Source organism: Microbulbifer variabilis (genome assembly GCF_023716485.1).
Classification (GTDB): Bacteria; Pseudomonadota; Gammaproteobacteria; order Pseudomonadales; family Cellvibrionaceae; genus Microbulbifer; species Microbulbifer variabilis_B.
The window spans coordinates 1030678-1043674 of record NZ_CP092418.1 but is presented as its reverse complement, the minus strand read 5'-3'; the positions used below and the strand labels follow the sequence as shown (position 1 = coordinate 1043674).

Sequence of the window (12997 nt, the reverse complement as noted above, 5' to 3'; positions counted from 1 at the left end):
TTAAAAGAATGAAATTTGGATTTATCGCTCACCCAACATCAGTTACCCTGAAGCGTCATGTTAAACTTATTGATTTGGTCAACCGAAATATTGATGAGCAAAGTAATGGTTATCATGAGGACTACTGGAAAAAGCAAAACCTTGTGCCATTTACTACTTTTGATTCCGTTATCAGTAAGGCAGGGTCACAATGTAGTGGAATTATCCACTATATGCCTCTAACCGCAGAGGAAATGCTTTCGGAACATCGAAATGTAACAAAACGTGTTATTGAGGGAATCAATGACTTACAAAGCCGAGGAGCAGAACTAGTTGGGTTAGGTGGATTCACTGGCATCGTTGGAAATCGGGGCCTGCAGACAGCAGAGAAATGCTCAATTCCAATCACCACAGGTAACTCTCTAACAGCTTATGCTGCTCAAAGAAACATTCTACAAGCTATGGAGCGGCTCGAACTATCACCTCAAGGTATAGAAGTTGCCATTATAGGCTATCCAGGCTCTATTTCTCTCGCTATTGCTCAACTACTTATCGATAAAGGTTGTCACCTAACATTAGTGCATCGAGGTAAGAGCGATCCTGATAAATATCTGAACTACCTGCCTAGCCAGATGCATTCATCTGTAACGCTCACTAATAATATTGAAGATTGTTACGGTAGAATTAAATTCTATATTGCCGCAACTTCTACAGGCAGTGTAATAGATCCAGCCAGACTTCTTTCTGGCTCAATAGTGGTTGACGCAGCCTTACCTAAGGATGTAATGCCCACACTACAGCCGAGAGAAGATATTCTGATTATAGATGGTGGCCTGATTTCTGCAGGTCCTGAAGTCAGCTTCGGGGAAGCCACTAAAAATTTTGCTCCAAAGAAGTTCATGAATGGTTGCTTAGCAGAAACTATAGTTTTAACTTTAGAGCAATGCAGAGAAGACTATTCATTAGGTAGAATACTGCCGCCAGAGCGTGTATTAAACATTGGCCAACTAGCGGAAAAACATGGTTTTACCACTGTACCAATGGCCACCGACGGAGAGTGGATTACCGATTCCCATTTTTATGGGCTTCTTCGCCATCATCGTGATATTCAGGTCTCTCTTGATACTTCAAAACACCTACAGCGCACTCAAACCATTAGTAGATTTCGACATCACATTAATCCTGTGATGGCAGATTTTTACCAATTTAATCATATTGAACGTGTTTTTCATCACGGAAGTGGATGTCAACTCACTGATATGGATGGAACAATTTACTTAGATTTTGTTGCCGGTTATGGGTGCCTTAATACTGGCCATAATCACCCTAAAGTAACAAAAGCTATCACAGATTATTTATCATCGGAGAATCCTACTTTTGTTCAGTATGTCTCCATGCCATATCATGCTTCTCTACTTGCAGAGAGGCTGGCTGAGCTTGCTCCTGGAGATTTATCAAGAGTCTTCCTCAGTAACTCAGGTACAGAGGCTGTGGAAGCTGCTATTAAAATGGCTCTTGCCGCAACTTCAACGGGTCGTTTGATATATTGTGATAATGGCTATCACGGAAAAACCCTTGGGGCATTATCTATCACTGGCCGCACCAAACATAGATCAGAATTCGAACCTCTATTACCTGAATGCCATGAAATACCTTTCGGTTGCTTGACCGCATTAGAGGAGGAATTACAGAAAGGTGACGTGAGGGCATTTATCCTTGAGCCTATACAGGGTGAAGGCGGTGTTCTATTACCACCTAAAGGATATTTAAAAGAAGTCAGGCGCTTATGTACTAAATATAATGTCATAATGATTCTCGATGAAGTGCAAACGGGACTAGGTCGAACCGGTAAACTCTTTTGTTGTGAGTGGGAAAATGTGGTACCTGACATTTTAATATTATCCAAGTCACTTTCCGGTGGCACTATTCCAATTGGTGCTACGATATCAAATCCTCGTTTATGGGATAGCGCTTACGGTAGTATGGATCGCTGTATTTTGCATACATCAACTTTTGGAGGCGGAAACCTGGCTGCTGCTACGGCTCTTGCGACTTTAAATGTTATTGTAGAAGAAAATTTAGCAGCTAATGCTATAGCTATGGGAGAAAAACTTAAAAGCTCATTAGAAGAAATTGCCAGTCAATACCCCTTCATTAAGTCTGTAAGGGGAATGGGACTTATGCTTGCAATTGAATTTTCTCAGTCTTTCAAAGGCAGTATTAATGCTACTGCTCAGGAACTTGCTCATCGCTTACCCTGGAATTCTCGTGAAACTTACAAAATGCTGTCAGATAATGCCAAGCATCATATGCTTGCTGCCATTGATGCAATTGAATCCAATTTGGAAGATATGTTTTCCCTAAGATTCGTTACAAAGCTTTCTCAAGAACATAATATTTTAACTTTTCTTACTGCCAACAATAGTCGCGTGATGCGGATTCAACCTCCCTTGGTTTTGAATTCCCAAGAAGCATTAAGATTTATTTCTGCTTTCGATTCAGTATGCCGAGACATGTCTACTTTTATGGACTAACCATCATACATGTTAAGCAATTAATTTTTAATGGAAGCCAGCAGCTAAAGGATAAACATGTCATTATTAACAAAACAACAAGAAAAGCTTGTTCAGAGAGCACGTGATTTTGTACAAACAGAACTCCTTCCTCTTGAAAAGGAGGTTGAAAAATCTGGTGGAATAAGTTCAGAATCTTCTAATGAAATCATAAGAAAATCTCGACAAGAAGGTCTTTTTGCGGCCAATATTGATCGCCGATTTGGAGGGGGGGGACTCACCACATTAGATAACGTTCTCTTGCAAGAACAGTTCGGAGCCACCAAGGAAATTCTTGCACGTCGAGCGGCCGGAAATATCTATGAGTGTATTAAGGAAGGTACAGCCGAACAAATTGAGCGTTTTTTAATTCCTAGTATCAGAGGCGATCGGCACTCAGCATTAGCTGTCTCTGAGCCTGAGGCAGGTTCTGATGCGGCATCTATTACTACTAGGGCCGTACGCTGTGATGCCGGCTGGATACTTAATGGAAGGAAATATTTCATTAGTGATGCGGATTTCTGTGACTACTTTATAGTTGCAGCTGTAACTCAACCAGATCTTGGTCCACGTGGAATCTCTTTATTTTTGGTTGATAGGAGTCAACAGGGGTTTTCCTATGGAAAAAGTTTTAATATGCTCGGATTTAAGGGTACAACGCATCGTGAGCTAATTTTCAACAATCTTATTCTGGGAAAAGATGCGCTGCTAGGAGAGGAGAATGACGGCTTTAGAATCCTCGGCGATACATTAGGAAAAGCAAGATTAAGTAAAGTCGGAGCCAGGGCAATTGGAAAGTGCCACCGTCTGCTGTATTTGATGAAGAAACACGCCCAAGATCGTCAACAATTTAGTAAAGCTCTCATTGATTTTGGCCAAATAAAACAAATGATTGTTGATAGTAATATTGAAATTTCAGCTGCAAGAGCACTTCTTCTACAAACTGCTAAGGAAATTGATACTGGCTTAGATTCTCGAGCTGCCATTTCCCAAGTAAAGATACTCGCAACCGAAACTTTGGGGCGTGTTGCAGATAGGGCTGTCCAAGTCTTTGGCGCCTCGGGCTGTCACGATGAAGAGGTGATTGAGAGTTTCTATCGCGATGCTAGACTGTATCGTATTATAGATGGAACATCAGAAATCCATATGAATATCATAGCGAAGGGTCTAAAAAGATCAGTTGGGCCTTGTTTCGTAGCCAGCTAAATTCCCTTGAAAGCCAGAACTACTATTTCAGTCAGTTTCTGGCTACACCAGAGAAATTAGATTGATTGATTTCCTTTTAGAAGGATTAACTTATGATTTTTAACTCTCCAAAAACTAACAGCGACCATTAGCCCACCTAATAATATAGTAAACATAAAAGGTGAGAGAGGGGAAAACTGGTGAAGAAATGCTCCCATCAATGGGCCCAGGGCCAATCCTAAGCCTTTACTGACGCCATTGATTCCAGCTATTTTCCCCTGTGTATTCTCATCACCACTGAGACTTAATAACGCGAGATTTCCGGGAAAAAGTAAACCCATACCAACTCCCAGAATTGCCATACCTAAAAATAACCACAGGTAAGAATCTGCAGAAGCAGATATAACTAAGGCTACAACTTGAATGATACAACCACCTATTAATAACTTCTCAGGGGACCATGAAAGTAATTTCATTAACACACCCTGAGTTATAACCATAACTGTCATACTGGTCATCATTACTGCACCAGTTCTTTTAAGTGCCTCTCCCGAGGAATAACCAAATTCATCTTGTAACCTCAAACCAATAACTTGCTGTAATGTTCCATAAATTAGCAGACCACAAAATGTTATGAACAACATTGGTAGCAGATTCTTATAAGATAATCTAAATTTTGTATTTAATGACGAACTTCCAATTTCCTTTGATTCTTGTAGATTATTGCAGCCTAACCACCACAATATTATTAGACTAAATCCAACGATCGAGAATCCTATTGCTATGGAATGCTTACCAATAAGCATTGCTATGAAACCACCAACAATAGTACCAACTCCGAATGCAGCACCCATTTTACCCATTCCTCTTGCGCGGTAGTCACGAGAGGTGAGATCAGCAATAAATGCCTGAGCTGCCGGCATAATGCCTCCAACCCCGATTGCCTGGCATAGCCTTAAGCAAAGTATAATTAAAAATACAGACGCCACAGTTATATGAAAAGTTTGCTTTATATATATAGTACTTGCGGTCAATATCAAAAATAAACCCGTGACCAATATACCAATGAATATAATTTTTTTTCTTCCATAAATTTCACTTTTTACCCCCCAAAATGGAGCCGAAATCATCATAGCGAGAGAGGAAACCGTTAATATAAAACCGGTTTGAATATCTGTTAGCCCCAAATTTCTACCAAGTAAAGGAAATGTTATAACAAATAGACTGTGTGCTACTCCATTGGCAACCAGGATAAGAAGTAATAAATTAATGTTTTGTGCTTTCTTAAAAGACTTAACTGATTCCATACTCACAGTACACTTCCTGTAGTTTTTCATTATTCCTAAATTCAATAGGAGTGCAGCTATATCTCTGTTTAAAGGTCTGTGCAAAATGGCTTGCACTGCTAAATCCACATAAGAAAGCAATATCTGTAATGCTTCTTTGCTTATCTTTTAACAGTGATCGTGCTCTCGCCAACCGATAATCTCTTAGCCAACCAAATACTGTCTTGCCAAAAGTCTTTTTGAAGGTTCTATTTAATCGACTATGGCTCATCCCTACTATTCTTGACATTTCCTCCAGCGAAGGGACATTAGCTAAATCAGCCGTCATCAAGTTTATTATCTTGTCCATTTCGGATGATTTTTTTGCGACGGGAGTATCATCAGGTGCAAGTTCAGCGAGAGGTCTCAGCCATCGAGCCAATACATCGAGCGTTTTTGCCTCAGCACTCAAACAATCTAAAGCCGTATTAAAAGGGTTTCCCATTAAGTCTGAAATCCAGGATTCATTTGCTTCTTGATAACCCAGCCTCATAAGCCAAGGTGTTCCATTATCGGAAAAAATTCTAGATTTATTTGGAAAGGCAAAACCGACACGTTTTGTTGCATATTTGATTACAACCATTTCATTCTTTTGCTTAGAAGGTGTATATCGAAAAAGCTTACTGCCTCCGGTATTCACCAACCAAACATCACCAGGTCTAATCAAATAATTTATATCATTTTTGGAAAACCCAATGGAACTAACTCCTTCAAATCCAAATATCAGTAGTGTTGTATTTTTTTGATAGCGAATACACGAAAGATAGTGGTCATTAAACGTACAGCTACTTCCAGTCAAAGTAATATCGTCGCATATTCTACACGTCGTGAACTCCGTATCGCCAATTTCAGGTGGCAGAGAAGTTTGGCTCCACTTGCCCTGGGCCCTACCTGTCTCTTGTAAGTAATTATCAGAGACAATAAATGGTACGCAACCATCAATTACAGACTTTTTCCCACACAACTCCATTTGATCTAATCCATCTATCCATCAAATTTTTCACATGAGAATACATTAGATTGCCTTCATTTCAAGGAAATTAAACTAACTACCTTTATTTTCTACAGGTAAGAAACTAAATAGGATGTTATTTAGCTAAAGTGTTATTTTGTGACTTATCTATCTTGATTATTTGTTGAGTAAAGTTATATAAGATCTGAAGAGAGGTTGAATAATCATCTGCTTAACAGCCTGGGTCAGAAAATATCTAAAGTTTCAAAATTTCACTCTACTTTATGCCATTGATACTTTTGAAACATTCTTCCATCCATACTAGAAACTATTCTTCTACTTGAACTTTCTTGTTAGATACTATCTAAACTGTGGCCCACCAAGCCATCTTTAGGAGACTCAAGAACTATCGATTTTCCACACAAAAAGTAAGTGTTTTGTATGCAATGTCGCATGAGGAGGAGAGGAACACTATTTCTATACTGAGGGTGCTGTTATGGTACTTGTTACTTGAATATCGTCAGCAGTCAGCATCTTTCCATTCTTATTTTCCCATATCTAGATTACAGTTTTCCTATGCCAAACCGCTAGAAAGCCCTTTCATCTATTCAGGGTAATTATTTGTCAGACTTCTTGAGAGGTGTTTCGTTCATGTAATTAATCATACTACCTGCTCTTCTCAATACTGAAGCCTACTTAAGAAAGAACTCACAGCTTATCCTTTAAATCTGTCGGATAATCGAAATTTCTTAGACATCACTTCTACTTTCCAGCAGGATCAGTGGATATTTTATGGTTGCATAATGTTCGCCATTTAATCCCATTTGGCAACTGTAAACACCGGCAGTTCTACCTATTTTGGATGAGAAAAAATAATTTACTTTATGCTATACAAAACTTTTAACAACAGGCCAATGTAGGCTAGGTGGTTAGCTTGCCCTTTCATATAATTCATATTCCTGACAAGCTACATACCACAACTCAAAACATTTTAAAATCTAAGATACATTGTCAATATCTATACATCACCCCTAAAATTAAAAATTCATAGTAATCATCAACCAAAATTTATTTGTATCAGATAAATAATCTTTTGCATTATAGTTTGCATATTTCACCATTCCGGACAAATTCTTACTGAATTTGCGATTATATCTGACACTCCATTCACTACCATAAAACGCGCTTCCCTGATTAGCGTCAAAGTTATGATAGCTAATGCCCAAATTCCCACCGATCAGTTTTAAGTTGGCAGTAACATACAAATCTTCAACACCTTTTGCTGGTGTTTTTCTGAATTTATCTGTAAATCCTTGAAATTTATGGGTAGTTGCAAGTGGTGTACTGAAACCAATACCGTTGTTTGCTCCCAGTATCTCGTAACCTATTTTCCCCTTCATTTTTCCTAAGGTGCCTGTAATCTCAGCTAGATAATAATTTGCTGAGTAATCATTAAGGTTTTGATTAATATTTTTCTGGTGTGCGAAACTCAAACGGGTTTCAATGGCACCAAAATTTCCCAGATAATCCATACCGTAAGTACGACTAGAATCATTTATGGCATTATCGAAGTCTAGATTATATAAAAATACAGATAGTTGATGTTTTGTTAAAACAGGGTAGCTAGCTCGAAATAAGTGGATATCCCCTTTGAAATCTGAAAAGTTGCTATCTTCTCCATAAACACGATTGATGTTGTAGATATAGCTGTGATCTAACTGTAATTGACCCGGATTACCATATTGATAGCGTATACCATCGTATGTTCTTTCGTTCTGACGCCAGCTTGCTTTACCCTCCATGCCTCCAACAAAGCGTGGGTTATTTAAGTTAATACGCTGATTACCTACCGTAACTTTCAATTGTTCTAAATTATATCTCAAGTATACCTGATTAATCTCTGTACCTTTGGGGTCAGCCACAACCGGATATTCAGTCTTACCATTAACCGTAGAGTTATACTTATCTACACCAATCTCACTCACATTGTCCAACTCTAGGAAGAAGTTCGCCCCCTGAAAGCTACCACTTCTCCAGTTAATACGTGTTCTTAAAGTAGAGGCTACTGCATCTTCATACATATTATCTTGTTCGACATACTCTGTACGGTATCGAAGGTTCACTCCAACCTCACCCGACTTTAGAACTTCTGTTATTCTGTTGGTATTACCACCGTTAGCCTCTACTCTTTGAGTATTGCAAACACTTAGGATGAGTATTGTTACCACCATGTATAAATTATTATTTTTCACTCGCTAATCCTTTGCACATTTTAATAAGCTCCGCTACCGGATAGTATCAAAACTCAAACATCCTACTTATCAAACTACGGTAGCTTGCTATTAGTTAGATACCAACCTTATCAGATCCCGAATCATGAACCGATAAGATAAATAACCGGTTAAGATTAACCTTAAATTCATCTCATGTCATTTTTCCAGATTCAGCATGATAAAAATACGGCTTCATAAATTACTAGCATCGATAATTACTAACCTCCCAACCATTCTCTTGCACCATTTTCAGGTTAAAAATACAGTCTAAATGATTATCTCCACCAACTTTATGAAGAGTTAAAGCCTGAAGTGGGGTTGTAAAAAAGTCGATCAAGTAATAAACCTGCTTCACAAAAGGAAACCCATGATATAACTAGATGTACCACCCCTTAGAATATATAGTAATTATGAAACAGCGATTGCAGTAAGGATTACTTTGAAAGAGATAGAGATTACACAAAAAGACAACCTTCATTTAACGCTATATCTTTCAGGTAAAGATGAATTAAATACCTCTTCTTACCGTATAAAGCCATTAAATAGTAAAGCTATGCTATCAAATGAAAACTCAAAGAATTTGGCGTTGATGAACGTCAGATATCTAACGCGTATATATTCAAAAATTTCTTTTTGTGCTTAGAAATTATTCTTGAAGTTAAAAGTTTAGCCATCCAGTAACGTCGGTCTTGGAAAAGGATTATTTTGATTGAAGCACAAAATTTGATTGGAACAGCTCAGAATATTTCTTCTATTTAAAAATATTGCTAGATTTAAGTAACAGCTGTAATAGTACATTTTTACAGATTACTAACTTTTATATCATTCATTTAAAATTTAGCCAGGCACCTTAGATGAAAGCTAAATGAATGAGCTTGGAGACAAAATTAGGTTATACCCATCTAAGGAGATCTCTAGTTTCCAGCCGTTACTGAATATACATATACTCGATGCCCTAGTAGAAGGCTACTCGCTACCGTAGGGTCTGGGACTATATGTTCACTCATACCCTTTGTTCGCACTTAAAACCATAACTTCTTCGGCTCACCCAGAACAAAATACCTCAATATCCCACATTACAGGATTTAACCCACTTTTTGCGCCAAAATTTAGCAGTTTCCCCGCCCAAAACCCGCAGATTGCCCCTACTCGCGCCGATTGCTAAGATGCGCGCCTGCCGCTATGGCCCGGCTTCCCCTCTGGTTCCGTATTGCAACACTGGGGCTGCCATCAAACCGATTCTCCCAAGCGTTACCCTCGCCTATCCGCTACGCGGAGGCCCGAGGCTTTCCACAGGAAAAGCGGTACCGAGGCCAGGTGCTATTTTTAACCGCGAGCGCACCGCGACGACTCCCTGCGACTACAGGAACGAAGTTTATGACCCAACCATCGCTGCAGCAGTTGGAACAACACGACGCCTTTATCCATCGCCATATTGGCCCCGATGCCAAACAGGTAGAGGCCATGCTGGAAACCCTCGGAGTTGCCAGCCTCGAAGAGCTGATCGAGAAAACCGTGCCCGAAGCCATTCGCAAGACCGATGAGCTGGATCTGGCCGATGCAATCAATGAAGTTGAGGCCCTCGCAGAGCTGAAAGATATCGCGGCGCGCAACAAGATCTACCGCACCTTTATAGGTATGGGTTACCACGACACCATTACCCCCAATGTGATCCTGCGCAACGTGCTGGAGAATCCGGGTTGGTACACCGCCTATACCCCTTACCAGCCGGAAATTGCCCAGGGCCGCCTGGAAGGCCTGCTGAACTTCCAGCAGATGATTATGGACCTCACCGGAATGGAATTGGCCAACGCCTCCATGCTGGATGAAGGTACCGCAGCAGCTGAAGCCATGGCCATGTGTAAGCGCCAGGTCAAACGCAACAAATCCAACGTCTACTTTGTGGACCAGGACTGCCACCCGCAGACCATCGCCGTCGTTAAGACCCGCGCCGAGCACTTCGGCTTCGAGGTCGTTGTAGGTGATGTGGAAAAAGATATTCCCGCCGAGCTGTTCGGTGCCCTGCTGCAGTACCCCGGCAGCACCGGTCGCGTACGCGACCTGACCGACATCATCACCAAGGTGCACGAAGCCAACGCCCTGGTAACCGTGGCCGCAGATCTGATGAGCCTGGTAGCCCTGAGAGCACCGGGTGATATGGGTGCAGACGTAGTTGTTGGCTGTAACCAACGCTTCGGCATCCCAATGGGCTACGGTGGTCCCCACGCCGGTTTCTTCGCCTTCCGCGAAGCTTACAAACGCTCCGCACCGGGTCGTATTATCGGTGTTTCCGTCGACAGCAAAGGCAAGCGTGCCCTGCGCATGGCTATGCAGACCCGCGAACAGCATATTCGCCGCGAGAAAGCCAACTCCAATATCTGTACTTCCCAGGTGCTGTTGGCGGTAATGAGCGCTTTCTATGCGATTTACCACGGCCCTGAAGGCCTGAAAACCATCGCTGCCCGCATCCAGCGCCTGGCAGACATTCTCGCTTCCGCCCTGCAGCAGGAAGGCTTTAACCTGGCCCACGACAGCTGGTTCGATACCCTGAATATCACTGTTGGCGCCAAGCAGGAAGAGATTTACCAGCGCTCCCTGGCCGCTGAGATCAACCTGCGTAAAATTGGTGAAGACGCCCTGGGTGTGAGCCTGAGTGAGACCGCCACCCTGCAAGATGTGTCCGACCTGATCAATGCCTTTATCGGCACCGAACACAGCATCGATCTGCATACTCTGGACAGCGAAATTGCCAGCAAGGGCTCTCTGGGTGTACCCGCCTCCCTGGTGCGCGATACTGAATTCCTAACTCACCCGGTGTTCAACACTTACCACTCCGAGACCGAGATGCTGCGCTATCTCAAGTCTCTGGAAGCCAAGGACATCGCCCTGAATCACTCTATGATTCCCCTGGGCTCCTGCACCATGAAGCTGAACGCCACCGCCGAGATGATCCCAGTCACCTGGCCCGAGTTCGGCAAGCTGCACCCCTTCGCACCAGTAGATCAAGCAGAAGGCTACGCGGAAATGTTCCGCCAGCTACAGCAAATGCTGTCCGCCTGCACCGGTTACGATGCGGTGAGCCTGCAGCCCAACGCCGGCTCCCAGGGCGAATACGCTGGCCTGGTTGCCATCAAGAAGTACTTCGAAGCGAAGGGCGAAACCCAGCGCGACATCTGCCTGATTCCCGCCTCTGCCCACGGCACCAACCCGGCTTCCGCCATGATGGTGAGCATGAAAGTGGTTGTGGTTGCCTGTGATGATAAAGGCAATGTGGATATCGAAGACCTGAAAGCCAAAATCGAAGAGCACGGCGACCGCGTTGCCGCACTGATGGTTACCTACCCGTCCACCCACGGGGTGTTCGAGGAAGGTATCCGCGAAGTTTGCGATCTGGTTCACCAGGCTGGCGGCCAGGTTTATATCGACGGTGCCAACATGAACGCCTTGATCGGCGTCGCCGCTCCGGGCCAGTTCGGTGGTGACGTATCCCACCTGAACCTGCACAAAACTTTCTGTATTCCTCACGGTGGCGGCGGCCCCGGTATGGGTCCGATCGCTGTTGGCGAACATCTGAAGCCCTACCTGGCGGCCCACCCGGTGACTGAAGTACCGGAAACCAATCTGGATAACGGCACCATCTCCGCTGCTCCCTGGGGCTCCGCCAGTATCCTGCCGATCAGCTGGATGTATATCCGCATGATGGGTAAGCAGGGTATGAAGCAGGCTACCGAGATGGCAATCCTGAACGCCAACTACGTAGCCAAGAAGCTGGGTGAGCACTACTCCCTGCTCTACACCGGCACCAATGGCTTTGTTGCCCACGAGTGCTTGGTTGACCTGCGGCCCCTCAAGGAGGCCAGCGGTATCACTGAAGAGGATATCGCCAAGCGCCTGATGGACTTTGGCTTCCACTCTCCCACCATGTCCTTCCCGGTAGCCGGCACCCTGATGATCGAGCCTACCGAAAGTGAATCTAAAGGTGAGCTGGATCGCTTTATCGAAGCGATGGCAACAATTCGCCAGGAAGTGGAAGATGTCACCAGCGGTAAGTACACTCCTGAAGACAACCCGCTGCACAACGCACCCCACACCCTTGAGGACGTGATGAGCGATGAGTGGACCCACAGCTACTCCCGCGATATCGCTGCGCGCCCGGCGGCGTGGTTAAAAGAGCATAAGGTGTGGCCAGCTGCCAACCGTATCGACAACGTATACGGCGACCGCAATCTGATCTGCTCCTGCCCTCCGATCGAGAGCTACGCCGAGTAAAATCCGACACTCTCACAGGTGGATTTAAAAGCGGGCTTTTGCCCGCTTTTTTCGTTTTTATTGGGGCGAATTAAACTTCGCACCACCTAAAAAGCACCCCTTTTTTCTCTCAATCAGTGGTAAGGAACACCCAATGAAAAGCGGTAACCAAAGAAGAACCGAAATTAAGCAAGCTCGGAGAAAATGAGAATAGAGAAGTTAAATAGGGGCTAGATTCTTGGTCAATTCAGTGGCCCCAATCCCGGCTGGGCTATTGCGGTAGATAGGGCAGCAGTTGTGCACCACTCTTACTACATTGACATTCCTCTCTACTACTTGGATCGAGAATTCCAATGTAAAGATTGTGGCTCAGAAGAAGTATGGACAGCAAAGCAACAAAAATGGTGGTATGAAATCGCCAAGGGAGACTTCGAGACCTCTACGGTTAGCTGCCGGCCCTGTAGGAAAAAGTGAAACCAAGCG

At 43.3% G+C, this 12997-nt stretch carries 7 protein-coding genes; 4 read left to right on the top strand and 3 right to left on the bottom strand.

Annotated elements, in window-relative coordinates:
* Positions 1-8: 8 nt before the first annotated feature.
* Entirely contained in the window at positions 9-2513 is a 2505-nt protein-coding gene (locus MJO52_RS04595; RefSeq protein ID WP_252084772.1) for an aminotransferase class III-fold pyridoxal phosphate-dependent enzyme, read from the top strand.
* A 57-nt stretch (positions 2514-2570) separates the two neighbouring features.
* Positions 2571-3737, top strand: a complete 1167-nt coding sequence (locus MJO52_RS04590; RefSeq protein ID WP_252084771.1) for an acyl-CoA dehydrogenase family protein — start codon at positions 2571-2573, stop codon at positions 3735-3737.
* A 56-nt stretch (positions 3738-3793) separates the two neighbouring features.
* Here MJO52_RS04590 and MJO52_RS04585 read toward each other — a convergent pair whose 3' ends face one another.
* The 3 genes from MJO52_RS04585 to MJO52_RS04575 all read right to left on the bottom strand — a co-directional run bounded on the left by MJO52_RS04585 (position 3794) and on the right by MJO52_RS04575 (position 8245).
* Positions 3794-5023 carry an MFS transporter gene (locus MJO52_RS04585; RefSeq protein WP_252085969.1) on the bottom strand — a complete coding sequence of 410 codons (1230 nt, stop codon included), beginning with the start codon at positions 5021-5023 and terminating at the stop codon, positions 3794-3796.
* Positions 5010-6011, bottom strand: coding sequence for a helix-turn-helix domain-containing protein (locus MJO52_RS04580; RefSeq protein ID WP_252084770.1), 1002 nt, complete (start codon positions 6009-6011; stop codon positions 5010-5012). Before MJO52_RS04580 ends, MJO52_RS04585 begins: the two co-directional genes overlap by 14 nt.
* Before the next feature lie 1019 nt (positions 6012-7030).
* The gene (locus MJO52_RS04575; protein WP_252084769.1) at positions 7031-8245 is read right to left on the bottom strand and encodes a hypothetical protein; all 1215 of its coding nucleotides are present in this window, start codon (positions 8243-8245) and stop codon (positions 7031-7033) included.
* Positions 8246-9643: 1398 nt separating this feature from the next.
* On the opposite strand from MJO52_RS04575, the gene gcvP reads away from it, so the two are divergent.
* Both gcvP and MJO52_RS21370 read left to right on the top strand, forming a co-directional pair.
* The gene (gene gcvP / locus MJO52_RS04570) at positions 9644-12535 is read left to right on the top strand and encodes an aminomethyl-transferring glycine dehydrogenase (protein ID WP_252084768.1); all 2892 of its coding nucleotides are present in this window, start codon (positions 9644-9646) and stop codon (positions 12533-12535) included.
* A 276-nt stretch (positions 12536-12811) separates the two neighbouring features.
* Positions 12812-12988, top strand: a complete 177-nt coding sequence (locus tag MJO52_RS21370) for a zinc-ribbon domain containing protein (protein ID WP_353505465.1) — start codon at positions 12812-12814, stop codon at positions 12986-12988.
* Positions 12989-12997: the final 9 nt, after the last annotated feature.

Bases quoted from the DNA above. Each gene is read 5' to 3' on its own strand.
- MJO52_RS04595 (WP_252084772.1), top strand. From the start codon at position 9: ATGAAATTTGGATTTATCGCTCACCCAACATCAGTTACCCTGAAGCGT.
- MJO52_RS04590 (WP_252084771.1), top strand. From the start codon at position 2,571: ATGTCATTATTAACAAAACAACAAGAAAAGCTTGTTCAGAGAGCACGT.
- MJO52_RS04585 (WP_252085969.1), bottom strand. From the start codon at position 5,023: ATGGAATCAGTTAAGTCTTTTAAGAAAGCACAAAACATTAATTTATTA.
- MJO52_RS04580 (WP_252084770.1), bottom strand. From the start codon at position 6,011: ATGGAGTTGTGTGGGAAAAAGTCTGTAATTGATGGTTGCGTACCATTT.
- gcvP (WP_252084768.1), top strand. From the start codon at position 9,644: ATGACCCAACCATCGCTGCAGCAGTTGGAACAACACGACGCCTTTATC.